Below are 26,473 nucleotides of genomic sequence, written 5' to 3'. Positions count from 1 at the left end.
ACTGCGGATCGGCAAACCAGGGAAACCAGATGGCGGAACCCCAGGATCAAGATGCACCTGCCGCCGGGAAGGCGGTCCGCAAGATCATCCATGTGGACATGGACGCCTTCTATGCCTCGGTCGAACAGCGCGACAATCCCGATTTGCGGGGCAAGCCGGTTGCCGTGGGCGGGTCCGCCGCGCGCGGCGTGGTCGCCGCCGCCAGCTATGAGGCGCGGGCCTTCGGGGTCCGCTCGGCCATGCCTTCGGTGACCGCGAAACGGCGCTGCCCCGACCTGATCTTCGTCAAGCCCCGGTTCGAGGTCTATCGCGCCGTGTCCCAGCAGATCCGAGAGGTCTTTGCCGAACATACCGATTTGATCGAGCCGCTGTCGCTGGACGAAGCCTATCTGGACGTGACCCAGAACAAGCAGGGCATCCCCATCGCCACGGACATCGCCCTGTTGATCCGCGACCGCATCAGGCAGGTGACGGGGCTGAATGCCTCGGCCGGGATTTCCTACAACAAGTTGCTGGCGAAACTGGCCAGCGACCTGAACAAGCCCAATGGCCAGGCGGTCATCACGCCCGCACGCGGCCCTGACTTCGTGGCCGCGCTTCCGGTCAGCAAGTTTCACGGCATCGGTCCCGCGACGGCCGCCAAGATGCAGCGGCTGGGCATCGTCACCGGCGCCGACCTGCGCGACAAGCCGGTGGAGTTCCTGCGCCAGCATTTCGGCAAGTCCGGCGACTGGTATTTCCGCATCGCGCGGGGGATCGACCATCGCCCCGTCGAACCAGACCGGATCCGCAAATCCGTGGGGGCCGAGGATACGTTCGACCGCGACATCTTCGACTTCGACGCCGCCTGCCAGGAGATCGTGCCCCTGGCCCAAAAGGTCTGGCGGGCCTGCGAAGGAAAGGGGCTGACCGGACGGACCGTGACGCTTAAGGTGAAATACGCCGATTTCCAGCAGATCACCCGCAGCCGCACCCTGACCGCCCCCGTCCACGGCGCCGAGGATCTGCGCGCCATCGCGGTCGGCCTGATGCAGCCGCTGTTCCCGGTGGAAAAGGGCGTCCGCCTGCTGGGCGTCACGCTGTCCTCGTTGGAGGATGACGGCGCCAGGGTGCAGCAGCTTTCGCTGAGCCTGCCCGGCTTCTGATCGCCGCCTGGGCGCGGCCGTTGCATGGCGATGTCTGTCGGAATCGCGGTGCCCTGGGTGGGCCTTGGCGGCCCATCCAGTCGTCCGGCGATCATTCCCAAGGGCATGGCCTGACGATCACCCGGTCGGCGGCCTGGCGGGAAAGCCCATTTCACGCGTGACGCGGATCAACGCCATGCCGTCGCGGACCAGGCCGACCATGATGTCCAGAACCCTCCCTGATCGTCTTGGGGTCAAGCACGGGCGTTGGTTCATCCAACATGGCCATGCAAGGTGTTACGCCTCGGTTCCGGCGAGGGTCACGATGCGACGCAGGGCCAGCCTGTAGCCCTCGGTCCCGCAGCCTGCGATCACGCCATCGGCGCGCAGGCTGACATAGGAGTGATGGCGAAACGCCTCTCGTTTGTGGACGTTCGAGATATGGACCTCGATCACGGGGCCGTCGAAGGCGTTTAGCGCATCCAGGATTGCCACGGACGTGTGGGTATAGGCGGCCGGGTTGATGACGATGCCGGCCGCTTCCTCGCGCGCCTGGTGGATCCAGTCGATGATCTGGCCTTCGGTGTTCGATTGCAGGAAGCGGATCTTCACGCCCAGTTCGGCCGCCAGGGCCGCGCAGTCGCGTTCCACGTCAGCCAGAGTCTCGGACCCATAGATATGTGGCTGGCGCTTGCCCAGCAGGTTCAGGTTGGGACCGTTGAGGATATAGACAAGCTTCGCCATGGAACAACCTTCAAGGCAGGGAAATGCCCGGCGGAACACCCGTCGGGCCGGGGATTCATCGGGCGATGGTGAAGGGAACGCCTTTCATTTCCGTCGGCAACTGCGGCGCGTCCATCTTCATCCAGATGTTGTGGATGCCCTTGATTTCGTCCGTTGCCATGAAATCGGTCAGGAAGGCCTTCACCGTCTGGTTCCAGTCCGCCTCGCCCAGGCGGGTGCCGACGCCGTTATACAGCGCAGTCGGCGTCGGCGTCCATCCCGGGCCCCGCAGCAGGAACGGCGATGCTTTCGACACCGCCCCCGATGAACTCGGCCGTAAGGTTCCGCCGACGCCTGAAATTCGGGCCATCGCGCCCAGAGGGCGCACCATGTTCGATGCGTCGAACATTGATCTAGTGTTTTCGTGACGCGACATGCCGCAGCCAGGTCCTGCCGGCCATCCTGTCTGGCGCGTTTGGGGGTTTTGATGGATCATGGCCGTGACTGACCCCGAAGGACCATGCCATGACCAATCCCTGCATCATCTGCGTGGCGATCACCGGATCGCTGCCGACCAAGGACAACAACCCCGCCGTGCCGATCACCATCGCCGAGCAGGTCGAGTCGACGCAGGAGGCGTTCGAGGCAGGCGCAACCATCGCCCATTGCCATGTCCGCGACGACGACGGCAGGCCGACAAGCGATCCCGACCGTTTCGCCGCCCTGAAGGAGGGGCTTGAGAAGCACTGTCCCGGCATGATCGTGCAGCTGTCCACCGGCGGGCGGTCGGGCGCGGGGCGGGAACGGGGCGGGATGCTGCCCCTGCGCCCCGACATGGCATCGCTGTCGGTGGGGTCCAACAACTTTCCGACCCGCGTTTACGAAAACCCGCCCGATCTGGTGGACTGGCTGGCGTCCGAAATGCTGGCCCACGACGTCAAGCCCGAGATCGAGGCCTTCGACCTGTCGCACATCTTCAAGGCCCATCAGATGTGGAAGGCAGGTCAGATCAAGGACCGCCCCTATGTGCAGTTCGTGATGGGGGTGAAGAACGCCATGCCCGTGGATCGCGAGGTCTTCGACTTCTACATTCACACCGTCAGGCGCCTGTTCGGGGACGATGTCCCGTGGTGTGCCGCGGGCATCGGGGCGCGGCAGTTGACGGTCAACGAATGGGCCATCGGCGCGGGCGGCCATGCCCGCACCGGGCTGGAGGACAACGTGCGCCTTGACCGCGACCGGCTGGCGCCGTCGAACGCGGCGCTTGTGCAGCGTGCGGTCGATCTGTGCGGCCAATACGGCCGCCCTGTCGCCACCTGGCAGCAGGCGCGCGAGATTCTGGGGCTGCGGATGGTCCATCCATGACCGTCGGGGCAGGAAGGAAGGAGGAGGCGTAATCGCTGGCCCCTGGGACTTCGCGGCAGATGCCGCCGGGGACCGGGGGAACCGGTATGGCCTGCGCGCTTCTGTTGCAGCCGGACAGGGGCCGTCAGCCAAGGAAACTTTTAGGCAACTCGGCGATTGGCAAAAGGGGCGGTGCGTGTTTCCCTGTGCGTAAAGGGGGTGGCATGGCGTCTTTGATGATCATCGTGCAACTGGGCGGCGCGGTCGCCTTGTTGCTGTTCGGTCTGAACCTGGTCCGCGACGGCATGACCGAGGCTTTCGGCATCCGCCTGCGCATGGCCCTGGGGATCGGCACGCGCACGGGTGCGGGGGCGTTCCTGGCGGGGCTTGCCGCGACGCTGGGCCTGCAATCCTCGACCGCGACGGCGCTTTTGGCCGCGTCCTTCGTGGATCGCGGCATGATCCGCGCGCGGATGGCGCAGATCGTGCTGCTGGGCGCGAATGTCGGCACCGCGCTGACCGCCTGGGTTGTGTCGTCGGGGGCAGGGGCCTTGACCCCTGTGTTGCTTGTGGCCGGCTATGCCCTGTCGAAGCGGTCCGGGCCGATGCTGGCGGGCACCGGAAGGGGTCTGATGGGCGTCGGGCTTATGTTGCTGTCGCTGACGCTGCTGGATCTTGCGGCGGCGCCCGTGCGGGAATCGCCCCTGCTGGCGGCATTCCTGCCGATGCTGGATCAGGCCTGGCCCGTGGCCGTGCTGATGGCGGCGGGACTGGCCTTCGCCTGTTCGTCGTCCTTGGCGGCCGTGCTGCTGGTGCTGTCGCTGGGCCTTCCGGCCCCGCTGACGGTGGTTCTGGTGCTGGGTGCCAACCTGGGGGGCGCGGTGGTGCCGGTGGTGCTGACGAAAGGCCTTGCGGCCCCCGCGCGACGCGTCGCGATGGGCAACCTTGTGATCCGCGCCATCGGCTGCATCATCGCCTTGCCTTTCGCCGGGTGGATCGGTCCCGCGCTGCAACAGGTTCCCTTGCCCTGGACCGGCCTTGCGGTCGAGGCGCATCTGGCCTTCAACCTGACCCTTGCCGTCCTGATCTGGCCCTTTGCCGGCCTGATCACCCGTGGGCTGGAACGCCTTGTGGCGTCGGATGACCGCGAAGCCGAACCCGGCCCCCTGTGGCTGGACGACGCCGCCCTGGACACCCCGCTTGTCGCCCTGACCGGCGCCGCAAGAGAGGTTCTGGCCATCGGCGACACGGTCGAACGGATGCTGGTCCAGACCCGGCTGGCCTTCCAGCAGAACGACCCGGCCCCCCTGGCCGAGGTGCAGGAGCTGGAGCGCCGCGTGGACCGGCGGCAGCAAGAGGTGAAGACATACCTGTCCCGCCTGGGCAACCAGGCCAGCGAGGAGGAGCGTCGCCGCGCCATCACCATCCTGGACTATGTCATCAACCTGGAACATGTGGGCGACATCATCGACAAGGGCCTGGCCCCCGAGGTGCGCAAGAAGATCGGCCTTGGCCTGCGCTTTTCGCCCCAGGGTTTTGATGAACTGGACCGGATGTTCGTGATGACCCAGGAAAACCTGCGCATGGCGCAGACGGTCTTCATGACCCGCGACCGCGACATGGCGCGCAGGCTGATGGAGCTGAAGGTCGAGATCCGCAACCTTGAACGCCAGTCGTCGCAGCGCCACCTGTTCCGCCTGCGCGAGGGGCTGGCTGCCAGCCGCGAGACATCGTCGCTGCATCTGGACATCCTGCGCGACCTCAAGCGGGTGAATGCCCATGTCATCTCGGTCGCGCATCCGATCCTGGATGAAGACGGGCTGCTGTTCGAAAGCCGCCTGCGCAGCCGTTGACGCTGGGGCAACTTATTAAATGTCACTTCCGATCAAGGCTGCGGGAACAGTCCCCTTGCGGGTTGGTTGACTTGGCGATGCTGCTGCCCCGGACAGGGGCGGCGGCGCAACCAAGAGGAGCTTTTCATGGCCGACCAAACGCTTGACACGCTGTTCCACGAAACCCTGAAGGACATCTATTACGCCGAACGCAAGATCACCACGTCCCTGCGCAAGATGGCCCGTGCCGCCCAGAGCGAGGATCTGAAGGCCGCGTTCGAGATGCACGAACAGGAAACCCAGGGCCAGATCGAGCGTCTGACCCAGGTGTTCGAACTGATCGGCAAGCGCCCGCGCGGCAAGACCTGCGATGCCATCGAAGGCATCATCGCCGAGGGCGAGGAGATCATGGACGAATTCAAGGGCAGCCCGGCGCTTGACGCGGGCCTGCTGGCTGCGGCCCAAGCGGTCGAGCATTACGAGATCAGCCGCTATGGCACCCTCAAGGCCTGGGCGCAGATGCTGGGAATGAACGAGGCCGTCTCGCTGCTTGACGAGACCCTTCAGGAAGAATCCGCGACGGACGAAAAGCTGACCGGCCTGGCCGAAGCGGTGATCAACGCCGCCGCGACCGCCAAGGCGGCCTGATCCCCCCGCAACGGTCTTTCAGGCGGCCCCCTCGGTGGGGCCGCCTTTTTCATGCGCCGGAGCGCGGCCCTGGTCGTCCCGAACCGGTCCATGCCGGCAGTTTGCCTTGGCAGAGTGGTTGCTAGGTAACCAAGGCCGTAACGCCGACCGGTTCAGAGACGCACGATCGGATCAGGATCACGTCCGCCGGGCTAAGGAATGGCGACGACAGATTCGTTCCTGCCTTGCCAGACAGCCGGCGACTTCAAGCTGCTCTCATTTATGTGAACGAACGCATTGCGGCAGCGTCTGTTGTTTCTGTGCTGGTCGCAATGACCGATGAACCGCGGAGGGCGGATGCCTGACGAACCCAATGCCGATATCATCCCCGTTGTCGAGGAAACGATATCGCTGTCCAAGCAGGCCGTGATCACCGGACGGGTGCGTGTATCGACGCAAACCGAAACCGTCGAGCATCGCCTGCCGGCAGATCTGTCCAGCACAGAGGTCGAGGTGGTTCGGGTGCCCGTCAACCGCAGGATCGACGCCGTGCCGGAGGTGACGACCCGGGACGATCTAACGATCATTCCCGTCGTCGAGGAACGGCTGGTCGTGACGCGCGAGCTGTATCTCCGAGAGGAGGTCCACATCCGGCGTGTCGAACGGCACGAAACCGTCGAGATCCCGGCGGAAACGCGGCGTCAGGTCGTTCGGGTCGAACGCCTGTCCGAAAACGGGCAGGGCGCCGATCCGACCCAATCAAACAGCAAGGAAGATCACGATGACCTATGACAATCAAACCGGCACCATGGGCGGCACTTCGGTATCCGCCATGTTCGACAGCCAGCACGACGCGCAGCGTGCGGTGGATCGCCTGGTTCAGGCAGGCATTCCGACCGCACGGATCAGGATGGTGTCTGGCGGATCGGACGTCACCGCGACAACCGGGACAAGGACCGGCGACGACAAGGGCTTCTGGGATTCGCTCAGCGATTTCTTCTTTCCTGACGAAGACCGCTATGCCTATGCCGAAGGGCTGTCGCGCGGGGGCTATCTGGTCACGGTGACCGGTCTTGCGTCGTCGGAATACGACACGGCCCTGGACATCCTGGACGACGAAGGCAGCATCGACCTGGACGAGCGCGTCGATACCTGGCGGGCCGAGGGCTGGGGCGGATATGAAGCGAGCAGCTATGCCACGGCGTCAGCGGGCGGCGCCGTGGCAGGTGGCGCCATGGCGGGCGGCTCGGCCACCGGCGACCTGGATGCGCGCACGGAATACGGCGCCCATGGCGAACAGATGGGCCTGCGATCGGACGAGACGATCCCCGTGGTCGAGGAACGCATCCGCATCGGCAAGCGCGACACCAGCCATGGCCGCGTCCGCGTCCGCGCCTATACGGTCGAGGAGCCGGTCACCGAAAGCGTCGATCTGCGCGAGGAGCGTGTGGAGATCGAACGCCGTCCTGTGGATCGCGCCGTCACCGGCGAGGATGTGTCCTTCCAGGACCGCGTGATCGAGGCCGAGGAATACCGCGAGGAAGCGGTGGTCCAGAAAGAGGCCCGCGTGGTCGAGGAGATCGGCCTGCGCAAGACCAGCGACACCCATCGCGAGACGATTTCGGACACCGTGCGCCACACCGAGGTCGAGATTGAGGACGACCGCGACGCGACCGGTACCATCCGTCGCGACACCAGCCGCGACGACCGGATCGTCTGAGGGATCGCCCGAGGACCGCTAAACAGGAACGGCGCCCCCCTGCGGGCGCCGTTCTTCCGTCAGCGCAGCCGCGCCCGGCGCAGATCCGCAAGGTTCGCGCTGCCGGTGCAGAAACAGGCCGTGCGCAACTGCTTCAGCACGATTTCCAGTTGCTGTTCCAGCGTCCCCGGTCCCTCGATTGCCGAGGCGAGGACAGCGCCAGCCAGCGACACCACGTCCGCCCCCAGCCTGATGGCACGCGCGGCGTCCAGGCCGGTGACGATGCCCCCCGATCCGATGACGGTTGCCCCAGGTGCTGCCTCGCGGGCGGCGCGGATCGCCTGGGACGTGGGAATGCCCCAGCCGGCAAAGCAGGCGGCCACCTGCGCCGATACGGGATCGGGCGCCCGCGCGGCCTCGACCAGGGCCCAGTCGGTGCCGCCCGCGCCCGCGACATCGAAATGGGTGATCCCTTCGTCGGCAAGGCGGGCGATGACGGGGGCGGACAGTCCGGCGCCGACCTCTTTCACGACGACCGGAACCGGCAGGTCGCGGGCAAGGGCACCGATCTTGGCGGCAAGGCCGCGCCAGTCGCGGTCGCCTTCGGATTGCACGGCTTCCTGCAGCGGGTTCAGGTGCAGGATCAGCGCATTCGCGCCGATCGCCTCGACCGCGCGCAGGGCCTGGTCGCGTCCAAAGCCCCGGTTCAGTTGCGCCGCGCCGAAATTGGCAAGGATGGGGATGTCCGGCGCCAGTTCGCGCAGGCTGCCGTCCAGTCCCGCCGCGCTGCCGCCCTCGATCATCACGCGCTGCGATCCGACCGCCAGGGGCAGGCGCAGCTGCTGGCAGACCTGCGCCAGGGCACGATTGATCGCGCCCGCCCGGCTTGGCCCCCCGGTCATCGACCCGATCATCACGGGGGCGTCAATGCGGTGGCCCAGAAATTCGGTGGACAAATCGACGTCGTGCCATGAAACTTCGGGCAATGCGACGTGTTCGAACAAGACCGTCTCCAACCCGGTCGTTATTGTCGGCCCTGCCTGTCCGGCAAGCACGACGTCCAGATGCTGTTCTTTCCGAGAGGTGAGCGTGAGACCGGAATCATTGTCTTTCCCAAGCGACGGGTGGGGGTGGGTCATGCCTGTCAGCCCTTGTCGTTTTGCGTTGTCCCTGTTTGAACAACGCCAATCTTGAAGGACAGTGTCATGCACCAGCAGGCAATAGACAAGCCGAACGCGTCGCCCCGCCACCCTGATGCCCAGGCGGGCTTCGCGCGCCAGCTGGACCAGCGGATCACCCATCACCTGTCCCAGCTTGCGCCCGCGCCCGCCCGCCTGGTCGAGGCCGCACGCGATGCCATGTCCAGCGGCAAGCGGCTGCGGCCCTATCTGCTGCATCTGGTCGCGGGCGACGCGGCCGACCGGGACGCCGTGCTGGACATGGCCGTGGCGCTGGAGATGGTGCATACCGCGTCGCTGATCATCGACGACCTGCCGTCCATGGACAACGCCTTGCTGCGGCGCGGACGCCCCACCACCCATGCCCGCTTCGGCGAGGCGACGGCGATCCTGACGGCCATCGGCTTGCTGAACCACGCCGTGTCCATCGCCAACGGCCTGCCCCGCATGGATGCGGTCCAGCGCGGGGCGCTGGTGGCGATCCTGTCGGGGGTTATGGGCTGGCAGGGGCTGGTCGCCGGCCAGGAACTGGATCTGAACGGCTTTTCCGACGCGGACCACACCGGCGACGCCCTGGACCGCATCACCCGGATCAACGCGCTGAAGACCGGTGCGCTTCTGTGCGCCGCAGTTGAGGCAGGCGCGATCCTGGGCGGCCGGGCGGATGGCGAACGAAGCCTGTTGCGCCGCTTTGGCGAGGATCTGGGGCAAGCTTTCCAGATCGCCGACGACCTGATCGACATGCTGTCGGACAGCACGGCGGTCGGCAAGGATGTCGGCAAGGACGCGGGCAAGGAAACCTATCTTGCCGTCTTCGGCGCCGAGGAGGCCCTTCGCCGCTGCCGCGCCCTGCTGGCGTCGGCGGATGCGGCGCTTGTGGGGGCCGGCCTGTCGCCCGAACCGTTCCGCTGCATGATCGACGCCATCTTCACCCCGATGCTGGACCGCGTGCCCGCCGCGCAGCAGCAGGCAGGCGCGGCCAGATAGGCGGGGCGCGCACGGCCTGCCCCCTAGGGCCGGACATAGAGACCGTGCCGGCTGACCGGGACGACCCTGCGGCGCGGGGCCAGAACGGTTGACCCGACCGCCTTGGCCGCCAGCCGCAGCTTTTCGCCCTTGGTCGTGGACAGCCGCCCGTTCCAGGCATCCGGTCCCTGCGCCCGCAGCTTGACGCCGATCTGGCGATAGATGTTGCGGGCGGCGGCGATGGCCAGGGCCGGGCGGCGGGGCAGGGCGGCAATGCCCACGTCCGCGCTGCGATAATAGATCTCGGCATCGTCCAGCAGGAGCAGCGCGACGCGGTGCAGGGCGGGGCGCTGGGACAGGTCGTCGGGGTCCACGGCCTCGACCCCCTCGGCCCGCAGCAGATCGCGCGGCAGATAGGTCCGCCCGATCCGCGCATCGTCGATCACGTCCCGCGCGATGTTGGTCAACTGGAAGGCAAGCCCCAGGTCGCTGGCGCGGTCCAGCACGCCCTCGTCCCGGACGCCCATGATCCGCGCCATCATCACGCCCACGACCCCCGCCACGCGATAGCAGTATTCCAGCAGGTCGCCCATCCCGTGATAAACCTGTCCGTTCACGTCCATCGCGAAGCCGTCCAGCAGTTCATCGACATGACGGTGCGGGATGTCGCGGGCCGCCACGACGCGGGCGAGCCCGGCATAGACCGGCGCTGCCGCATCGCCGCGCAGCGCCCGATGCGTCAGGTCGCGCAGTTCCGCCAGCCGGGCGGCAGGATCGCCCTGGGCTGCGGCCGCGAAACCGGCTTCCTGCCCGTCGATCACGTCGTCGGCGTGGCGGCACCAGGCGTAAAGCATCACGCAATCCTCGTGCATCCCGGCCGGCAGGAATTTCGAGGCCATGGCGAAGCTTTTCGACCCCACCGCGATGGATTGCCGGGCCTGGTCCAGGGTCGTGTCGGTCATACGCGCTGCCCGATCATCAGGGATGCCGTGGCCTCGGCCGATCCGACGACCCCGGGAATGCCCGCGCCGGGATGGGTGCCCGCGCCGACGATATACATGTTCTCCAGCCGTTCGTCGCGGTTGTGGGGGCGGAACCAGGCGCTTTGCGTCAGGATCGGCTCGATGGAAAAGGCCGATCCCAGATGCGCGTTCAACTCGGTCTTGAAATCCTGCGGGGTGAAGTGCCGGACGGTCACAAGATCGCGGCGCAGGTTCGGGATATAGCGTTCTTCCAGATAATCCAGGATCCGGTCGCGATAGGCCTCGGCCGCCTTGTCCCAGTCCATATCCACCGTGCCCAGATGCGGCACCGGGGCCAGAACGTAATAGGCGCTGCACCCTTCCGGGGCGAGGTCGGGATCCGTCACCGACGGCGCGTGCAGGTAAAGCGAGAAGTCATCGGCCAGCTTCTTGCCCCCGAAGATCTCGGCGATCAACTCGCGATAGCGGGGGCCGAACAGGACCATGTGGTGGCGCAACTCGGGGCGCAGGCCGCGCAGCCCGAAATAGATCACGAACAGCGACATGGAGTGGCGCTTCTTGGCCAGCTTGTCGCCCTTGGGATCGCGCAAAAGGTTGCGATAGGTGTGAACCACATCGGCATTGCTGGCGACCATGTCGAAGGGGTGGCGCTGTCCGCGCGCATGGATTGCGGTGGCGCGGTTGCCCTCGGTCTCGATCCGGTCCACGGGGCTGTCCAGATGGATGGTGCCGCCCAGGTCCTGGAACAGTTGCACCATGCCCGCGACAAGGGCGCCCGTGCCGCCCTTGGCGAACCAGACGCCGCCCTGGCGTTCAAGCGCATGGATCAGCGCATAGATCGACGAGGTGCTGAACGGATTGCCGCCCACCAGTAGCGTGTGGAAGCTGAAGGCCTGGCGCAGGTGTTCGTCCTTGATGTGGCGCGCGACCATCGAATGGACCGATCGCCAGGCCTGCAGCCGCGCCAGTTGCGGCGCGGCACGGATCATGTCCGAGAAATGCAGGAAGGGCACGGTGCCCAGCTTTTCATAGCCTTCGCGATAGACGTCGCGGGAATAGGCCAGGAAGCGGCGATACCCCTCGACATCGGGCGGGTTGATCGCGTGGATCTGGCGTTCGATCGACGGCTGGTCGTCGGCATAGTCGAAGACCGTCCCGTCTTCCCAGCACAGGCGATAGAAGGGCTCTACCGGCAGCAGGGTGACGTGTTCGGAAATGTCGCGTCCCGACAGGCGCCACAGCTTCTTCAGGCAGTCGGGATCGGTGATGACCGTCGGCCCCGCATCGAAGGTGAAGCCTGCGTCGTGATAGACATAGGCCCGCCCGCCGGGCTTGTCGCGCTTTTCAAAGACCGTGGTCGCGATGCCCGCGCTTTGCAGACGGATCGCAAGCGCAAGGCCGCCCAGGCCCGCGCCGATGACGGCGGCGGTCTTGCCGGGTTCGTGTTTCATGCAGGTTTCACCTTGAGGGTTTCGGGCAGGCAGCGCAGCGCGCGGCCCACGGGGACGGGCGGGCGGCCCGTCAGGATGCGGGCCTTGTCGGCAAGCGTGCTGCGCCCTGCGTAAAGCCGTTCGATCAGCGGTTCGGGCAGGCGATAGAACCGTTGCATCACATGCCGCCGTTCGTCAGGGTCGGCGGCCTCGAACAGCATCCGCGACAGCAGGCGGTAAAAGCCCTGGGCCTTTGCCTCGGCCAGCGACTCGCGGCGCAGTGCCTGGGCCAGGGCGTGCGGACCCTGCCGCCAGTGCCGCGCGATCAGGTCGGCGCTGCGCACCGCATGGGGCAGGCTGTAGCCGGTCAGCGGATGAAACCGCATGGCCCGCAATCCGATGACGGGAACGTCCTGGGGCCGGGCGCGCCAGAAGGCATCGGCGTCGAAGCGCAGGGCGATGGGCAGGACGCCGCTTTCCTCTCGCTCAATCTCGTCCACCTGCCAGCCGTGATCTGCCGCGTAATCCGCGATGCCCGCGCGCTGGTCGGCGGCGGAAAGGACGGCGCCGTCGGAATAATAGGTCGCCTCGATCAGCAGGCGAGTGTCGTCGAAGGGCAGCAGATAGAAGAACCGGTATCCGTCCTGCTGCGGCACGGTGGCGTCCATGATGACGGGACGCGTCAGGCCATGGGGGGCGGCCAGGCGCAGTTCCTGGCCCAGGAACTTCTGGAACCGCACCTGGATCGCGGGATGGGGGGCAAAGCCGCGCGCGTCGATGGCAAGCGCGTCGATCCGCGACCCATCCGCCAGCACGACACTCCCCGCGTCGATCGAGGTGACGCGGGCCGTCAGCCGCGACACCCCCGGCAGATCGGCCAAGACCACGCCCAGGCTTTCCGCGTCCACCGAGGCATAGCCCGCCCGCAACTGCCGGTCATAGCCGGGAAAGCGCACGTCCTGTCCGTCCCAGGCCCGCCGGATCGCGGGGGCAAGCCAGGCACGCTGGGTCGCATCCACGTCATCCGCGTGAAAGGACCATGTATGGCCGGCCAGGGGATCGGGTCGCTGATCGACCAGCAGCACGCGTGCCGCGCCCGCCAGGCGCAGAGCCGCAAGCGAAGCCGACAGCCCCGCGCCGACAATGACGATGTCTGTGGAGTTCGCTGTCATATCCCGTTGATCTTGTGCCCCTTGTCACTGCGGCTGGCGTCCTTACTGTGGCAAGGATGACCGATGAAAACCGTTCCGCCCCGCCGCTATCCTCCGAACGATCCGCCAGCCTGACGCTGGATGCAAGCGAATTGCCGCAGGGCAGGGGATGGGGGCGGCAAGCTGTCGCACTGATCGCGATGGCGCTGCTGGGAAAGCTGGCGATGCTGGCGATCCTGGGCCGCCCGATCAACTGCGGTTGCGGCCAGATCTGGGCGATGCCGGACCAGGCCGGGTTGAATTCGCAGACGGTGCTGGACCCTTACAGCGTGCTGCACCTTGTCTTTGGCGCGGTGCTGGCCAAGCTGATCTGGTGGAAACGGCCGGACTGGTCGTTGTGGAAGATCGCCGCGGCCGTGGTCGTCAGCAGCACCGTCTGGGAGGTGGTCGAGAACCTTCCCCTTGTGATCGACCTGTTCGGCTATTCCCAGGATGATCCGCTGGCCTACGATGGGGACAGCATCGTCAATTCCTTCAGCGACAGCGCCGCGACGGTGCTGGGGGCCGCGCTTGCGCTGCCGCTGGCCGGCTGGCTGGTGGCGGCCCTGGCCGTCGGGGCGGAACTGCTGTTGTCGCTGTGGGTCGGCGACGGCTTCCTGATCATGCTGTGGCGGGCCTTGGGGCTGTGAACAGCGCCTCGACCCGGTCGATGGCGCCTGCCGCGCCTTCCCACGTTCCCGCCTGCGCCGCGAACCGCCGGGCCGCCTGGCGATAGCCGGGGTCGTCCAGCAAGGTCCGCACGGCAGCGGCGATCCGCGCCGTGTTGCGTTGCCAAGGATGCAGCCGCAGGCCCGCGCCGCAATGGGCGATCCGCGCGGCCACCCCCGGCTGGTCATGGGTCAGGGGCAAGGCCAGCATCGGCACCCCGGCCGCAAGGCATTCCAGCGCCGTGTTCAGCCCGGCATGGGTCACGCACAGGTCGGCGCGCGCCAGGACCGCCTGCTGCGGCACGAAGCTGCGCACCCAGTCTGCGGGGATCGCGCGCGCCTGGTCGTCGGTCAGCGATCCCGCATGGGACACCAGCACCTGCGCGCCCGCCTGCCGGCAAGCCCGCGCGATCCGCGCCAGAAGCCGCGCCCGGTGACCCTGCAAGGTGCCCAGCGAGGCATAGACGAAGGGCCGCCCCGGATCGGGGGCGATGTCGGCCGGAAAGTCCTGCGCCACCTGGCCTTGCCGGAAGGGACCGGCGGGGACGATGTGGCAGCCGTTCGCGGGGCGGGGATAGTCGAAGCCCGGCGCCATCTGCGACAGCGCCAGATCGGGGGACAGGCAATCCTGCAGGCGGCGCAGATCGCCCAGTGACCAGCTTCGCGCCCAATGCCGGATGACGCGCGATTGCGGGGTCATCAGAAGATCGGCCACCCGTTCGCCCCCCCTGTTGCGGCGCAGGCCATCGGCCGAGGGATCATGCGGCCAGCCCAGGAAGGGCAGGGGAATGCCCGGTTCGGGATCCATCGGCACCGCGCAGGCCACCGACACCAGCGGTACCCCAAGCGCGCGGGCCAGCAGGCCCGACGCGGGCTCCATCTGATCGCCCAGGATCAGGTCGGGCGACAGGCCGCGCAGCACGCCCAAGCCCTCGCGGCACAGCCGGTCGGTGCGCCGCGCGCCCGTCACGATCTCGGCCAGCAGGCGGCGGGGCTGGGGGCGGGCAGGGGCGCCGGGCAGCGTGACCTGCGCCGCGCCATGCTCAAGCGCGATGCCGGGTTCGGTTAGGAAGATCGCCTCGTGACCACGGCGGACCAGTTCGCGGGCCAGGGCCTCGAAGGCGCGCAGGTGGCTGTGAAGCGGCGGGGTGATCAGGACGGCGCGCATGGAACCTCGGGCAGGTGGGCAGGGCTTTGGCGGGGCAGTGGTCGCACAAATGCCGCCGGGTTGCACTTGCGCTTTCGCTGCGGTTTGCCGCATGGGTATGGCAAGGGGAAGGACCATTGGCGATCAGGCTGATCATCTTCGATTGCGACGGCGTGATCGCCGACAGCGAAGGCCTGTCGGCTGCGGTCCTGATCGACCTGCTGGCCGCCCTGGACATTGCCGTGACAGCCGACGATGTGCGCCGCGATTTCGTGGGCCGCAGCTTCCCGACCGTCGCCCAGACCATCCGCCGGCAATTCGGCAAGCCCCTGCCCGACAGCTTCGAGGCCGATTACCGCGCGCGCCTGCTGGCCCGTTTCACCACCGAACTGGGGCCGACCCCCGGTTTCATGGCGATGCTGGATGCGCTGCGGATCCCGTCCTGCATCGCCACGTCGTCAAGCCCGCAGCGAGTCGGGCACACGCTGCACGTCCTTGGGCTGGCCGACCGTTTCGGGGACCGGGTCTTCACGGCAAGCCAGGTCCGCCACGGAAAGCCCGCGCCCGACCTGTTCCTGCTGGCCGCCGAACGCATGGGCTGCCCGCCCGCCGCCACCCTGGTGATCGAGGACAGCGGCCCCGGCGTCGCGGCCGCGCTGGCGGCCGGGATGCGCGTGCTGCATTACGCGGGCGGCGTGCATCTGCGGGGCCATGACCCGCTGGCCCTGCCCGACGGGGTGCGATCCTTTGACAATTGGGGCGATTTTCCGCATCTGTTGATGGATCTTCAGGAAGGAACCGCGATCCCGTGAACGCAGGACGATCCAGCCCCGAAGCAGTCCGCCTGGACGATGCCGCACGGGCAGGGTGGCTTTATTACGTCGCGGGCAATACCCAGGACGAAATCGCCCGCAAGCTGGGCGTCAGCCGTCAATCGGCGCAGCGGCTGGTCGCCATGGCGGTCAGCGAGAAGCTGATCAAGGTGCGCGTCGATCATCCCATCGCGCGCTGCATGGATCTGGCCAACGCCTTGTCGGACCGTTTCGGGCTGACCTCCTGCGAGGTCGTGCCGTCCGATCCCGATGCGCCCGACCTGCTGACCGGCATCGCCATTGCGGCGGCGGCGGAACTGGAACGGCTGCTGAAATCCCCCGAAAGGCGCATCGTCAGCCTGGGGACGGGCCGGGCGCTGAAGGCCACGGTGGAACAACTGCCGCGCATGTCCTGTCCGCAGCATGTCGTGGTGTCCCGGCTGGGGAACATGATGCAGGACGGCTCGGCCTCGCCCTATAACGCGACGATCAGCCTGGCCGGACGGATCGGGGCGCCGCATTACCCCTATCCCTTGCCGGTGCTGGCGCGGAACCCCGGCGAGCTGGCCGCTATGCGGAACCAAGAAGCCGTGCAGAACACGATCCGCCTGTGCGAACGGGCCGACCTGTCGCTGGTAGGCATCGGCCAGATGGACCGCAGCGCGCCGATGTTCCTGGACGGCTTTGCCAGCGCGGCCGAGATGGACGAGCTTGCCGCCCTTGGGGCGGTGGGGGAAATCACCAGCTGGGTTTACGACCGGAATGGCCGGATCATCGACTGCGCCTTCAACGAACGCGTGGCCTCGGCGCCCCTGCCGCGTGCGGGCGACCGCCCGATGATCGCCGTCGCCACCGGCGAGGCAAAGCTGCCCGCGATGCGGGCCGCACTGTTGGGGCATCTGGTGAACGGGTTGATCACCTCGGAAGCCATGGCCGAACGCTTGTTGGCCGGCTGACGTCCAATCCCCTTTGACGACACGAAATTTGCCGCTTTGGCGGATCGGCCGGGCATGGCAAACTTTGCTGATTGACAGACGGCCAGAGCTTTGTGAGTATTTGCCCGTCGAAGTGGCAAATGCCCAAACGACAAGGGGAGGATAGCATGACCACGACTTTGCGCGCCCTGTTGGGTGCGACGGCGCTGTGCGCCACCGCCGGTATTGCTGCTGCGCAGGACAATGTGACGCTGACCATCGCCACCGTGAACAATGGCGACATGATCCGCATGCAGGGACTGACCGACGAATTCACCGCCGCCAATCCGGGCATCCAGGTGCAATGGGTGACGCTCGAGGAAAACATCCTGCGCGAGCGCGTGACCACCGACATCGCCACGCAGGGCGGCCAGTACGACGTCCTGACCATTGGTACCTACGAGGTTCCGATCTGGGCCAAGCAGGGCTGGCTGGTGCCGCTGGAACTGGGCGACGCCTATGATGTCGATGACCTGATCCCGGCCGTCCGCGACGCGCTGTCGGTCGATGGCAAGCTGTATGCGGCGCCCTTCTATGCCGAATCCGCGATGGTGATGTATCGCACCGACCTGGCCGAGGCCGCGGGCGTGACCATCCCCGAGGCCCCGACCTGGGCCGACATCCGCGACGCGGCGGCGAAGATGACCGACAAGTCCAAGGAACAATACGGCATCTGCCTGCGCGGCAAGCCGGGCTGGGGCGAGAATATCGGCTTCATCACCGCGATGGCCAACAGCTATGGCGCGCGCTGGTTCGACACCGACTGGAAGCCGCAGTTCGACAGCGAGGAGTGGAAGGCCACGCTGACCGATTACCTGGCCATGATGAACGAATATGGCCCGCCCGGCGCATCGTCGAACGGCTTCAACGAAAACCTGTCCCTGTTCCAGCAGGGCAAGTGCGCCATCTGGATCGACGCCACCGTCGCGGCCAGCTTCGTGACCGACCCCAACACCTCGACCGTGGCCGACAGCGTGGGATTTGCGCAGTTCCCCAACCGCGAGGGCGTGGACAACCGCGGCAACTGGCTTTGGGCCTGGAGCCTGGCGATCCCGACATCCTCGGACGCGCAGGAGGCTGCCCAGACCTTCATCGCCTGGGCCACGTCCAAGGAATATTCGGAACTGGTCGCCGAACGCGAGGGCTGGCGCGCGGTGCCGCCGGGAACCCGGACCTCGCTTTACGAGAACCCCGACTATCAGGCCGAGGCGCCCTTCGCGGCCATGACGATCGACTCGATCAACGCGGCCAATACGCAGAAGGCCTCGGTGCAGGACGTTCCCTATACCGGCGGGCAGTTCGTGGCGATCCCTGAATTCCAGGGCATCGGCACGGCGGTGGGCCAGCAGTTCTCGGCGGCCCTGGCCGGGCAGATGTCGGCCGAGGATGCCCTGGCGGCGGCCCAGTCCAACACCACCCGCGAAATGACGCGGGCGGGCTACATCAAGTAACGAGTCTCTCGGTTGCCAGTCCGGCACCGCCCAGCCCTCCTCTGGGCGGTGCCCCCTTCGGGGTCCGGGCCGTTGCGCCCATCGTCAACGGAGTTTCGCCATGGCCACACGCCAGACCCAGGGGCTTGCCCGGCTGATGCGGGCGCCCGCGATCATCCTGCTGTTCGTCTGGATGATCGTGCCGCTGTGCATGACGCTGTATTATTCTTTCCTGAACTACAACCTGTTGAACCCCGGCATGACCAGCTGGGCGGGGTGGTTCAACTATCAGTATTTCTACACCGACCCGGCCTTCTTCGAGGCGATCCGGAACACGCTGGTGCTGGTGCTGGGGGTGCTGCTGATCACCGTCGTCGGCGGCATCGCCATCGCCATGCTGATCGACAAGCCGATCTGGGGGCAGGGGGTCGTGCGCATCCTGGTGATCAGCCCCTTCTTCGTGATGCCTCCGGTGGCCGCGCTGATCTGGAAGAACATGATCATGCACCCGTCATACGGCGTGCTGGCGGATGTCGCCCGGTTCCTGGGCACAAGCCCGGTTGACTGGTTCGCGCAATACCCCCTGACCTCGATCATCCTGATCGTGGCCTGGCAATGGCTGCCCTTCGCCACGCTGATCCTGCTGACATCGCTGCAATCGCTGGACACCGAGCAGATGGAAGCGGCCGAGATGGACGGCGCGCCTGCATACGCCCGTTTCCTCTATCTGGTGTTGCCGCACATGGCGCGTGCGATCACGGTGGTGATCCTGATCCAGACCATCTTCCTGCTGGGCATCTATGCGGAAATCCTGGTGACGACCAACGGCGGGCCGGGAACGGCGTCCACCAACCTGACCTTCCTGATCTATCGCGCCGCGCGGCTGAACTTCGACATCGGCGGGGCCGCCGCCGGGGGCATCATCGCGGTGGTGCTGGCAAACCTGATCGCCATCTTCCTGATGCGCGCCGTCGGCAAGAACCTGGACTGAGGGGGCAACACATGGCACGCGCAACATCCCGCAAGGCCCGCATCGGCTGGACCGTCGCCGCATGGCTGGTGGCCCTGCTGATCTTCTTTCCGATCCTCTACACGATCATCACCAGCCTGAAGACCGAACAGGAGGCCATCGCGGGCTTCGACCTGATCCCGTCCTTCACGCTGGAAAGCTTCCAAACGGTGCAAAGCCAGAACAACTATTTCCGGCCCTTCACCAATTCGGTGATCCTGGCCGTGGGGTCCACGCTTCTGGCGCTGATCGTGGCGATCCCTGCGGCCTGGGCCATGGCCTTCTCGCCCACGAAGCGGACCAAGGACATCCTGATGTGGATGCTGTCCACCAAGATGATGCCCGCCGTGGCCGTGTTGGTGCCGATCTATCTGATCTTTCTGCGCACGGGGCTGATGGACACGCGGATCGGGCTGACGGTCCTTTTGATGCTGATCAACCTGCCGATCGTGATCTGGATGCTCTACACCTATTTCCGCGAAATCCCCGGAGAGATCCTGGAAGCCGCGCGGATGGACGGCGCGACCCTGCGCGACGAGATCCTGTATGTGCTGACGCCCATGGCGATCCCGGGCATCGCATCCACGCTGCTTCTGAACATCATCCTGGCCTGGAACGAGGCTTTCTGGACGATCCAGCTGACCACCACCAATGCGGCGCCCTTGTCGGCCTTCATCGCCAGCTTCTCAAGCCCGCAGGGGCTGTTCTGGGCCAAGCTGTCGGCGGCCTCGGTCATGGCCATCGCGCCGATCCTGGTGCTGGGCTGGTTCAGCCAGAAACAACTGGTCCGGGGCCTGACCTTCGGCGCCGTGAAATAAGGGGGAACATTATGGGACAGATAACCCTGCAGGGCGTGACCAAGCGGTTCGGCGAGATCGAGGTGATCCCGCCCCTGGACCTGACCATCGACGACGGCGAATTCGTGGTCTTCGTGGGTCCCTCGGGCTGCGGCAAGTCCACGCTTCTGCGCCTGATCGCGGGGCTGGAGGATGTGAGCGACGGGCGCATCCTGATCGACGGTCAGGATGCGACCGACGCGTCCCCGGCCAAGCGCGGGCTGGCGATGGTGTTCCAGTCCTATGCGCTTTACCCGCACATGTCGGTCCGAAAGAACATCGCCTTCCCGATGAAGATGGCAGGGGTGCCCAAGGCCGAACAGGACCGCCGGATCGAGGCGGCGGCAAAGGCCCTGAACCTGACCAACTACCTCGACCGCCGTCCGGGCCAGTTGTCGGGCGGCCAGCGTCAGCGCGTCGCCATCGGCCGGGCCATCGTGCGCGAACCGGCGGCCTTCCTGTTCGACGAACCCCTGTCGAACCTTGACGCCGCCTTGCGCGTGGGGATGCGGCTGGAGATCAGCGAATTGCACAACCGCCTGAAGACCACGATGATCTATGTCACCCACGACCAGGTCGAGGCGATGACCATGGCCGACAAGATCGTGGTCCTTCAGGCGGGCCGGATCGAGCAGGTGGGATCGCCGCTGGACCTGTATCACAGCCCGCGCAACGTCTTCGTGGCGGGCTTCATCGGAAGCCCCAGGATGAACCTGTTCGGGGGCGCGGCGGCTGCGGAATACGGCGCCCAGACCATCGGCGTGCGGCCCGAACATATCCGCATCTCGGCCACCGAGGGCAAATGGAGGGGCCGCGTGGGCGTCAGCGAACACCTGGGGTCCGACAGCTTCTTCTATGTCGAGGATACGGGCTTGGCGGACACCATCACCGTCCGGTCCACCGGCGAAGTCGATCTTCACCACGGCGACACCGTCTGGCTGACCCCGGACGAGGGAAAAATCCATCGCTTTGACAAGAACGGAGACCGCATCTGATGCGACGACTGGACGGCAAGCGCGCGCTGATCACGGGGGCTGCGCGCGGCATCGGGCTGGAATTCGCCCGCGCCTATCTGGCCGAAGGCGCCCGCGTGGCGATCTGCGACATCAACATCGACGCGGCGCGGAAGGCGGCCGATGGCCTTGGCGAAGGCGCCATCGCGGTGCGCCTGGACGTCACCGACCAGACCAGCATCGACACCTGCGTGGCCGAGGTCGAGGCGGCATTCGGCGGCATCGACATCCTGGTGAACAACGCGGCCCTGTTCACCGCGGCCCCCATCGTGGAAATCACCCGCGCCGATTACGACCGCATCTTCGCGGTTAACGTATCCGGCCCGCTGTTCATGATGCAGGCGGTGGCGCGCGGCATGATCGAACGCGGAAAGGGCGGCAAGATCATCAACATGGCGTCCCAGGCGGGGCGGCGCGGGGAACCGCTGGTCGCCGTCTATTGCGCCAGCAAGGCCGCCGTCATCAGCCTGACGCAATCGGCAGGGCTGAACCTGATCGAACACGGCATCAACGTGAACGCCATCGCGCCCGGCGTGGTGGACGGAGAACATTGGGACGGCGTGGATGCCTTCTTCGCGAAATACGAGAACAAGGCCCCCGGCCAGAAAAAACGCGAAGTGGGCGCCGCCGTCCCCTTCGGCCGCATGGGCACCGCCGCCGACCTGACCGGCATGGCGATCTTCCTGGCCTCCTCGGACGCAGACTACATCGTCGCCCAGACCTACAACGTCGATGGCGGCAACTGGATGAGCTGAGGCTTGTCCCCCAGAAGAAAGGTTCCGGCCATGGCCGTTTCATTGAACGCATCCGCCCTGCACGACCTGCCCGATACCGTGGGCCGCCCCGGATATGACCGCGCAGGCCTGCGCCCCGGCATCGTCCATGTCGGCGTCGGCAACTTCCACCGCGCGCACATGGCCTGGTACCTGGACCAGCTGTTCGAGATGAGCGAGGGCCGGGACTGGGCGCTGATCGGCGCGGGCGTGCGTCCGGGCGATGCCGCCATGCGCGACAGGTTGGCGGCGCAGGATTGGCTGACCACCGTGGTCGAACTGGACCCGGACGGGCTGAACGCCCGCGTGATCGGGTCGATGATCGACTTCGTCCCCGTGGATCCCCAGGCGGTGATCGGTGCCATGGCCGAACCCGACATCCGCATCGTCTCGCTGACCATCACCGAGGGGGGGTATTACGTCGATGCCAAGACCAACGGCTTCGACGCGGCCCATCCCGACATTGCCCATGACGCCGCCAATCCCGATGCGCCGCGCACGGTCTTCGGCATGATCCTGGCCGCGCTGCGGCAGCGGCGGGATGCGGGGGCGGAACCCTTTACCGTCCTGTCCTGCGACAACCTGCCGGAAAACGGCCATGTCTGCGCGCGCACCGTGACCGAGCTTGCGCAACTGTCCGACCCGGATCTGGCGCAATGGATCCGCCAGAACGTGGCCTTTCCGAATTCCATGGTCGATTGCATCACCCCGGCCACCTCCGATCGCGAACGGGCGCTTGTCCGCGACCGCTTCGGCATCACCGACGCGGCACCCGTGGTCTGCGAACCCTTCCGCCAGTGGGTGCTGGAGGATCGCTTTCCCCAAGGCCGTCCGCCGCTGGAGAAGGTCGGCGCCGAATTCGTCACAGATGTCAGCCGCCACGAGTTGATGAAGCTGCGGATCCTCAATGGCGGGCACGCGGCCATCGCCTATCCTTCCGCGCTGCTGGGCCATCACTTCGTCCATGACGCCATGGCCGACCCCCAGATCGCCGCCTGGCTGCGCGCTCTGGAAACGCGGGAAATCATCCCGACGCTGCAACCGATCCCCGGCGTCAGCTATGACGACTATCTCGACCTGATCGTCGGCCGCTTTTCCAACCCCGAGATCGGCGACACGATCCCGCGCCTGTGCCTGGACGGATCGAACCGGCAGCCGAAGTTCATCCTGCCGACGCTGGCCGACGCGCTCAAGGACGACCGCGCCATCGACGGTCTTGCGCAAGAGGTCGCCTTCTGGTGCCGCTATTGCGAACGCAGGGACGAGGCGGGCAACGACATCGCCCCGAACGACGACAACAGCGACATGCTGCGCGAATATGCCATCGCCTCGCGCGCCGATCCGCTGGCCTTCCTGCGCAACGAGACTGTCTTCGGACCCCTGGCCGACAATCCCGTCTTCCAAGAGGCTTTCGCCCGCAAGCTGACCCTGGTGCAAAAGCTGGGCGTGCGCCGGGCCATCGAGGCTTATCTGTCCGGCACATGAGGGACCGGCCCGCGAAGGGGCCGGTCGTCTGGTCAGGGCCGCAACGTCTGGATCGTCACAAAGCCAAGCACGGGTCCGATCCACTGGCGCGACACGGCGATCTGGCCGCCCTGGACCATGTAGCTGTTCTGGAAACGCGCGCCATGGCCTTCGCAGTTCTCCACCGTGACGCCGGGGGCGGGTCCCGCGCCGACGGTGCAGGTGAACTGCAAGGGCCGTTCCACGCCGTCGCCCGCGAAATAGCGCATGATCCGGGTGCCGGTCCCGGCGGCGCCCGCGCGGATCAGGGATTCGGTCCCCGGCTCGGCCACCGACAGGTCGTTGCCCAGCCCGCGCGTGCCCACCAGCATCCCGTCGCGCAGGATCAGCGCCTCCTCGGCCGGGGTCATGTAGGTGCGCATGGCGCCGTTCTGGCCGGTCATGGCCATGACGGTCGTGCGGCCCAGGTTCTCGAACCCGGCCTGGATCAGCGGACCGGGATTGACGCGCAGCGCCTCGGCCGCGGCATCCTCGGGCGATCTGGCCGGTGCGGCAGGCTGTTCGGCGGCGCTGCGCTGCGCGACGACCTGGCCCGCCGTCTGCGCCAGGATGCCGAAGGGTCCGGTGCCTTCGCTGTCGTTTCCGCACCCTGCAAGGCCGGCCAGCAACGCGGCCGCCAGCGTGATCTTCAACGCGCCGTTCATCGCCAGAACCTCCCCCAGCCTTCATAGAGTTTGACGGAATGACTGTCCCGGACGCGGTCATACAGGCGGTCGCGGACATTCAGTTGCGCGCCACCGTCGCGCGACAGCGACCGCAGGTTGGCATCCACACGCTCGCGCGAGGGTTGGCCGGTCGCCCAGCCAAGCGGGATCGACAGGGTGATGCCCTTGTCGAAGCTGCCCTCGCCGAATTCCTCGGCCGAGAGATCCGTCTTGGTGGCATAGGCCCCGATGCGCCAGCCATTGGCAAATTCGCGCGTCAGGGTCAGGGTCGCGCCCTTGTCCCCCGCCAGATACTTGCCGACATCCAGTTGCGCCGTGAAGCCTTGCGTGAATTCGTAATAGGCCGAGACATGGCCCATCGTGACTTCGTAATCGCGGAAGTCGAACAGCTGGTCGAAATCGCGCTTCTTCACGCGGTTCACCTCGGCCCCGAAGGCCAGGGGCGAATTCGCGGGCTTCCACAGAACCTCGGTCGAGACGCCGCCATAGGCGCGTTCCAGCAGGCCGGCGGTGACGCGGGTATAGACGGTGGGCGTGGGCTTTGCATACCAGGCCAGCGTCAGTTCGGGGATCACCGGGCTGCTGTTGCCCGTGTACATGCGCGTGTCCGACCGCACGCGCGGCACGCCTTCGGGCGTGGTTTCCAGGGCGGGGTTGGCCTCGTATTCCTCGGGGGTATAGTATTCGCCGCGCTGGCCCGGAATGCCCGGCCCACGCTGGTCGATGTTGCCGAAGGCCCGCTGCCGCAGGGCGCCGGTCAGGACAAGGCCGGGCGCGATTTCGTAACTTGCACGCGCCTCGGCCCCGACCTCGTGGGTCAGCCCGTCCTCGGCGCTGAAGATGCCCAGATCGACATAGGGCTTGATGGACCAGCGGAACCGTGGATAGACGCCCTCGCTGCGGACCAGCCCGGGTGCGCCGGCGGCGGCGTCGGACAGGATGGACGCGTCGGCGATCTGCCCGGCCTCGGTGTTTTCCAGCCTTTCGACATCCGATCGGCGGACGGTGACAGAGGAGGCAGGCACCCCGTCGGCGGTCGAGGTGATGACGAAGGTTTCCACCGAAGGGGGCAGGGCGCGGGTCATCAGGCGCGCGGTGCGACCGATGGCCTCGGCCTGGTTGATATAGCGGTTGTTGCGCAGCCGCACCTCGGCCCGGTTGGCCGACAGCGCCATGCTTTCCAGGATCTGCCCTTCCTTGGCCATGGCGTCGCCAAGCGCGGTCTGGATCGCGGGCTGCGCGGTCGGATCCTGCGCCCAGACGCCCGACCAGCCGTCCGGATCGGCAGCGGGCGCGGGGCGCGGGCGCACCGGGGCCGGGGCCTTTTCCAGCCCCGAAGGATAAGGCGACTGGCGCGGGTTCAGCAGGATCGAGAACTGCGCGCCAAAGGTATTGCCGCCGATCGTGTAAAGGCCCGCCTCGTAATTCTCGCCGAAGCGATAGAACGCGGCCAGGTTCACCTTGCTGTCCGGTTCCTCGCCCTGCTGGAAGACATCGCCGTTGCTGTAGCGCGCGATGTAGTCGGTGTTAGAATATTCCGCGACCAGGTTCAGGCGGTCATTGACCTGCCAGCTGACCGACGCGAAGGGTTTGGCCCCGCCCCGGAACCACTGGTCGGCATTGGGGGTGCCGCCTTCGTCGTCGATGTCGATGGTGCGCGGCTTGCCCGCCAGGACGCCCCAGCCCAGACCTGCGGACACTCGCACGGAAGGGGTGAGGGTCTTGGTGGCGACGATGTATTCCCCCGAATAGACGCCGGTGCCCAGAAAGTCCTGCAAGCCCACCGCAACGGCAGGCCGCCATCCCTGTTCGTCAAGCACCTGATAGCGAAGATCCAGCGATCGGTCCGAGATGAAGCCTTCGTCGCGGAAATCGTTGATCCCCTCGACCCGCGAATAGCGCAGCACGGTCGTCAGCCCCGGCAGGGCCTGGAAGACAAGGCTGCTGCGCCGGCCATAGTCGGACCAGGACACCGTGGCCCCCAAGGTGCCGTCGGGCAGCGTTTCCGCCGTGGGCGTGTCGATGCCGCCCCCCAAGCCATAGGTGGACATGTTCCGCGCATACATCGGTTCCGCGACGGCGGTCGTGCCGGCGGACCCCAGCACCAGGGCCACCGGCAGGGTCGTCGCCATCAGGCGTCTCAGGATGGGGGATCTGCGCATCACGTATCCTCGTTCTGCTTCTGGCGGGTCATGGACGCATGGCACGCCCCCCGGCAGCCGATGACGCGATCCGGCCCGAAGGCTGCATCATGGCTGGGACAGGGGCGGTCATGGCATCATTCGGCGGGTTCGGTCGTGGTCGTGCCGCCCGTCGTTCCCGCCGGCGGCAGGACGCGCAGGTCCGGGACGATGGGCGCGGCAGGCGTTGCGGCAGGCGCTTCCGCAGCGGGCGGGGGCGGCAGGTCGGCGGTGCCTTCGGATGCCGGCGCGGGCGCGGCGGGCGCGCTTGCGGGCGGGGTCTCCGGCGCCGGTTCAGGGGCGGCAGGCGTGGCAGGCGTGGTGGCGGGCGTTTCCTCGGCCGGGG

The 26,473-nt window shown here is 66.8% G+C and carries 26 protein-coding genes; 16 read left to right on the top strand and 10 right to left on the bottom strand.

Features of this window, described 5'->3' with window-relative positions:
• Nucleotides 1-29: 29 nt before the first annotated feature.
• Nucleotides 30-1,145, top strand: coding sequence for a DNA polymerase IV (gene dinB, locus CK944_RS08690; protein ID WP_103172671.1), 1,116 nt, complete (start codon nt 30-32; stop codon nt 1,143-1,145).
• A 276-nt stretch (nt 1,146-1,421) separates the two neighbouring features.
• Here dinB and aroQ read toward each other — a convergent pair whose 3' ends face one another.
• Together aroQ and CK944_RS08680 are read right to left on the bottom strand one after the other, a co-directional pair.
• Complete coding sequence (aroQ, locus tag CK944_RS08685) at nt 1,422-1,868, bottom strand: type II 3-dehydroquinate dehydratase (protein ID WP_103172670.1); 447 nt, start codon at nt 1,866-1,868, stop codon at nt 1,422-1,424.
• Nucleotides 1,869-1,923: 55 nt separating this feature from the next.
• Nucleotides 1,924-2,256: a hypothetical protein gene (locus CK944_RS08680; protein WP_103172669.1), complete on the bottom strand. Its 333-nt coding sequence runs from the start codon at nt 2,254-2,256 to the stop codon at nt 1,924-1,926.
• Between the two features lie 116 nt (nt 2,257-2,372).
• On the opposite strand from CK944_RS08680, the gene CK944_RS08675 reads away from it, so the two are divergent.
• From CK944_RS08675 to CK944_RS08655, 5 genes are all read left to right on the top strand, one after another.
• Nucleotides 2,373-3,212, top strand: a complete 840-nt coding sequence (locus tag CK944_RS08675) for a 3-keto-5-aminohexanoate cleavage protein (RefSeq protein WP_103172668.1) — start codon at nt 2,373-2,375, stop codon at nt 3,210-3,212.
• A gap of 203 nt (nt 3,213-3,415) precedes the next feature.
• Nucleotides 3,416-5,044 (top strand): Na/Pi cotransporter family protein, encoded by a 1,629-nt coding sequence (locus CK944_RS08670; RefSeq protein WP_103172667.1) that lies wholly within the window; start codon nt 3,416-3,418, stop codon nt 5,042-5,044.
• Nucleotides 5,045-5,170: 126 nt separating this feature from the next.
• Complete coding sequence (locus CK944_RS08665) at nt 5,171-5,671, top strand: ferritin-like domain-containing protein (protein ID WP_103172666.1); 501 nt, start codon at nt 5,171-5,173, stop codon at nt 5,669-5,671.
• 336 nt (nt 5,672-6,007) lie between these two features.
• On the top strand, nt 6,008-6,442 hold the full coding sequence (locus CK944_RS08660) for a YsnF/AvaK domain-containing protein (protein WP_103172769.1): 435 nt from the start codon (nt 6,008-6,010) through the stop codon (nt 6,440-6,442).
• Nucleotides 6,432-7,370 carry a YsnF/AvaK domain-containing protein gene (locus CK944_RS08655; RefSeq protein ID WP_205049017.1) on the top strand — a complete coding sequence of 313 codons (939 nt, stop codon included), beginning with the start codon at nt 6,432-6,434 and terminating at the stop codon, nt 7,368-7,370. Before CK944_RS08660 ends, CK944_RS08655 begins: the two co-directional genes overlap by 11 nt.
• Nucleotides 7,371-7,429: 59 nt before the next feature.
• Here CK944_RS08655 and fni read toward each other — a convergent pair whose 3' ends face one another.
• Complete coding sequence (fni, locus tag CK944_RS08650) at nt 7,430-8,488, bottom strand: type 2 isopentenyl-diphosphate Delta-isomerase (RefSeq protein ID WP_103172665.1); 1,059 nt, start codon at nt 8,486-8,488, stop codon at nt 7,430-7,432.
• A 66-nt stretch (nt 8,489-8,554) separates the two neighbouring features.
• On the opposite strand from fni, the gene CK944_RS08645 reads away from it, so the two are divergent.
• Nucleotides 8,555-9,514 carry a polyprenyl synthetase family protein gene (locus CK944_RS08645; protein ID WP_103172664.1) on the top strand — a complete coding sequence of 320 codons (960 nt, stop codon included), beginning with the start codon at nt 8,555-8,557 and terminating at the stop codon, nt 9,512-9,514.
• 23 nt (nt 9,515-9,537) lie between these two features.
• Here CK944_RS08645 and CK944_RS08640 read toward each other — a convergent pair whose 3' ends face one another.
• Genes CK944_RS08640 through crtY form a run of 3 tightly spaced genes read right to left on the bottom strand, consistent with a single transcriptional unit; the run spans nt 9,538 to nt 13,078 of the window.
• Entirely contained in the window at nt 9,538-10,455 is a 918-nt protein-coding gene (locus tag CK944_RS08640) for a phytoene/squalene synthase family protein (RefSeq protein WP_103172663.1), read from the bottom strand.
• Nucleotides 10,452-11,927: a phytoene desaturase gene (locus tag CK944_RS08635; protein ID WP_103172662.1), complete on the bottom strand. Its 1,476-nt coding sequence runs from the start codon at nt 11,925-11,927 to the stop codon at nt 10,452-10,454. Before CK944_RS08635 ends, CK944_RS08640 begins: the two co-directional genes overlap by 4 nt.
• Nucleotides 11,924-13,078: a lycopene beta-cyclase CrtY gene (gene crtY / locus CK944_RS08630; RefSeq protein WP_103172661.1), complete on the bottom strand. Its 1,155-nt coding sequence runs from the start codon at nt 13,076-13,078 to the stop codon at nt 11,924-11,926. The genes CK944_RS08635 and crtY overlap by 4 nt, the downstream gene beginning before the upstream one ends.
• Nucleotides 13,079-13,134: 56 nt before the next feature.
• On the opposite strand from crtY, the gene CK944_RS08625 reads away from it, so the two are divergent.
• The gene (locus CK944_RS08625; RefSeq protein ID WP_103172660.1) at nt 13,135-13,746 is read left to right on the top strand and encodes a DUF2585 family protein; all 612 of its coding nucleotides are present in this window, start codon (nt 13,135-13,137) and stop codon (nt 13,744-13,746) included.
• Here the strand turns inward: CK944_RS08625 and CK944_RS08620 are convergent.
• Entirely contained in the window at nt 13,718-14,932 is a 1,215-nt protein-coding gene (locus tag CK944_RS08620; RefSeq protein ID WP_158247975.1) for a glycosyltransferase, read from the bottom strand. The genes CK944_RS08625 and CK944_RS08620 overlap by 29 nt on opposite strands.
• A gap of 116 nt (nt 14,933-15,048) precedes the next feature.
• Between CK944_RS08620 and CK944_RS08615 the strand changes: the two genes are divergently transcribed.
• The 8 genes from CK944_RS08615 to CK944_RS08580 all read left to right on the top strand — a co-directional run bounded on the left by CK944_RS08615 (nt 15,049) and on the right by CK944_RS08580 (nt 23,243).
• Entirely contained in the window at nt 15,049-15,723 is a 675-nt protein-coding gene (locus tag CK944_RS08615) for an HAD family phosphatase (protein ID WP_239986010.1), read from the top strand.
• Complete coding sequence (locus CK944_RS08610) at nt 15,720-16,679, top strand: sugar-binding transcriptional regulator (RefSeq protein WP_103172658.1); 960 nt, start codon at nt 15,720-15,722, stop codon at nt 16,677-16,679. Before CK944_RS08615 ends, CK944_RS08610 begins: the two co-directional genes overlap by 4 nt.
• Nucleotides 16,680-16,825: 146 nt before the next feature.
• The gene (locus CK944_RS08605) at nt 16,826-18,148 is read left to right on the top strand and encodes a sugar ABC transporter substrate-binding protein (RefSeq protein WP_103172657.1); all 1,323 of its coding nucleotides are present in this window, start codon (nt 16,826-16,828) and stop codon (nt 18,146-18,148) included.
• A gap of 100 nt (nt 18,149-18,248) precedes the next feature.
• Nucleotides 18,249-19,118, top strand: a complete 870-nt coding sequence (locus tag CK944_RS08600; RefSeq protein ID WP_103172656.1) for a carbohydrate ABC transporter permease — start codon at nt 18,249-18,251, stop codon at nt 19,116-19,118.
• Between the two features lie 11 nt (nt 19,119-19,129).
• On the top strand, nt 19,130-19,954 hold the full coding sequence (locus CK944_RS08595) for a carbohydrate ABC transporter permease (protein ID WP_103172655.1): 825 nt from the start codon (nt 19,130-19,132) through the stop codon (nt 19,952-19,954).
• 11 nt (nt 19,955-19,965) lie between these two features.
• Nucleotides 19,966-20,967, top strand: coding sequence for an ABC transporter ATP-binding protein (locus CK944_RS08590; RefSeq protein ID WP_103172654.1), 1,002 nt, complete (start codon nt 19,966-19,968; stop codon nt 20,965-20,967).
• Nucleotides 20,967-21,740, top strand: coding sequence for an L-iditol 2-dehydrogenase (locus CK944_RS08585; protein ID WP_103172653.1), 774 nt, complete (start codon nt 20,967-20,969; stop codon nt 21,738-21,740). The genes CK944_RS08590 and CK944_RS08585 overlap by 1 nt, the downstream gene beginning before the upstream one ends.
• Before the next feature lie 30 nt (nt 21,741-21,770).
• Nucleotides 21,771-23,243, top strand: coding sequence for a mannitol dehydrogenase family protein (locus CK944_RS08580; RefSeq protein ID WP_103172652.1), 1,473 nt, complete (start codon nt 21,771-21,773; stop codon nt 23,241-23,243).
• 32 nt (nt 23,244-23,275) lie between these two features.
• On the opposite strand, the gene CK944_RS08575 is transcribed toward CK944_RS08580, so the two are convergent.
• The 3 genes from CK944_RS08575 to CK944_RS23185 form a co-directional block, all read right to left on the bottom strand.
• Entirely contained in the window at nt 23,276-23,926 is a 651-nt protein-coding gene (locus CK944_RS08575; RefSeq protein WP_103172651.1) for a YjbF family lipoprotein, read from the bottom strand.
• Nucleotides 23,923-26,109, bottom strand: coding sequence for a YjbH domain-containing protein (locus CK944_RS08570; protein ID WP_103172650.1), 2,187 nt, complete (start codon nt 26,107-26,109; stop codon nt 23,923-23,925). Before CK944_RS08570 ends, CK944_RS08575 begins: the two co-directional genes overlap by 4 nt.
• A gap of 116 nt (nt 26,110-26,225) precedes the next feature.
• Nucleotides 26,226-26,473: hypothetical protein (locus CK944_RS23185; protein ID WP_205049016.1), on the bottom strand; the 248-nt coding region annotated here is incomplete at its 5' end.

This window comes from Paracoccus sp. SY, assembly GCF_002901215.1.
Taxonomy (GTDB): domain Bacteria; phylum Pseudomonadota; class Alphaproteobacteria; order Rhodobacterales; family Rhodobacteraceae; genus Paracoccus; species Paracoccus acridae.
Note: the sequence above shows the minus strand (reverse complement) of the source record. Positions and strands in the feature narration are given on the sequence as shown.

Bases quoted from the DNA above. Each gene is read 5' to 3' on its own strand.
- CK944_RS08660 (WP_103172769.1), top strand. From the start codon at position 6,008: ATGCCTGACGAACCCAATGCCGATATCATCCCCGTTGTCGAGGAAACG.
- CK944_RS08625 (WP_103172660.1), top strand. From the start codon at position 13,135: ATGACCGATGAAAACCGTTCCGCCCCGCCGCTATCCTCCGAACGATCC.
- fni (WP_103172665.1), bottom strand. From the start codon at position 8,488: ATGACCCACCCCCACCCGTCGCTTGGGAAAGACAATGATTCCGGTCTC.
- dinB (WP_103172671.1), top strand. From the start codon at position 30: ATGGCGGAACCCCAGGATCAAGATGCACCTGCCGCCGGGAAGGCGGTC.
- CK944_RS08640 (WP_103172663.1), bottom strand. From the start codon at position 10,455: ATGACCGACACGACCCTGGACCAGGCCCGGCAATCCATCGCGGTGGGG.
- CK944_RS08585 (WP_103172653.1), top strand. From the start codon at position 20,967: ATGCGACGACTGGACGGCAAGCGCGCGCTGATCACGGGGGCTGCGCGC.
- aroQ (WP_103172670.1), bottom strand. From the start codon at position 1,868: ATGGCGAAGCTTGTCTATATCCTCAACGGTCCCAACCTGAACCTGCTG.
- CK944_RS08595 (WP_103172655.1), top strand. From the start codon at position 19,130: ATGGCACGCGCAACATCCCGCAAGGCCCGCATCGGCTGGACCGTCGCC.
- CK944_RS08680 (WP_103172669.1), bottom strand. From the start codon at position 2,256: ATGTTCGACGCATCGAACATGGTGCGCCCTCTGGGCGCGATGGCCCGA.
- CK944_RS08665 (WP_103172666.1), top strand. From the start codon at position 5,171: ATGGCCGACCAAACGCTTGACACGCTGTTCCACGAAACCCTGAAGGAC.
- CK944_RS08590 (WP_103172654.1), top strand. From the start codon at position 19,966: ATGGGACAGATAACCCTGCAGGGCGTGACCAAGCGGTTCGGCGAGATC.
- CK944_RS08600 (WP_103172656.1), top strand. From the start codon at position 18,249: ATGGCCACACGCCAGACCCAGGGGCTTGCCCGGCTGATGCGGGCGCCC.
- CK944_RS08580 (WP_103172652.1), top strand. From the start codon at position 21,771: ATGGCCGTTTCATTGAACGCATCCGCCCTGCACGACCTGCCCGATACC.
- CK944_RS08605 (WP_103172657.1), top strand. From the start codon at position 16,826: ATGACCACGACTTTGCGCGCCCTGTTGGGTGCGACGGCGCTGTGCGCC.
- CK944_RS08645 (WP_103172664.1), top strand. From the start codon at position 8,555: ATGCACCAGCAGGCAATAGACAAGCCGAACGCGTCGCCCCGCCACCCT.
- CK944_RS08675 (WP_103172668.1), top strand. From the start codon at position 2,373: ATGACCAATCCCTGCATCATCTGCGTGGCGATCACCGGATCGCTGCCG.
- CK944_RS08635 (WP_103172662.1), bottom strand. From the start codon at position 11,927: ATGAAACACGAACCCGGCAAGACCGCCGCCGTCATCGGCGCGGGCCTG.
- CK944_RS08670 (WP_103172667.1), top strand. From the start codon at position 3,416: ATGGCGTCTTTGATGATCATCGTGCAACTGGGCGGCGCGGTCGCCTTG.
- crtY (WP_103172661.1), bottom strand. From the start codon at position 13,078: ATGACAGCGAACTCCACAGACATCGTCATTGTCGGCGCGGGGCTGTCG.
- CK944_RS08655 (WP_205049017.1), top strand. From the start codon at position 6,432: ATGACCTATGACAATCAAACCGGCACCATGGGCGGCACTTCGGTATCC.
- CK944_RS08620 (WP_158247975.1), bottom strand. From the start codon at position 14,932: ATGCGCGCCGTCCTGATCACCCCGCCGCTTCACAGCCACCTGCGCGCC.
- CK944_RS08575 (WP_103172651.1), bottom strand. From the start codon at position 23,926: ATGAACGGCGCGTTGAAGATCACGCTGGCGGCCGCGTTGCTGGCCGGC.
- CK944_RS08570 (WP_103172650.1), bottom strand. From the start codon at position 26,109: ATGCGCAGATCCCCCATCCTGAGACGCCTGATGGCGACGACCCTGCCG.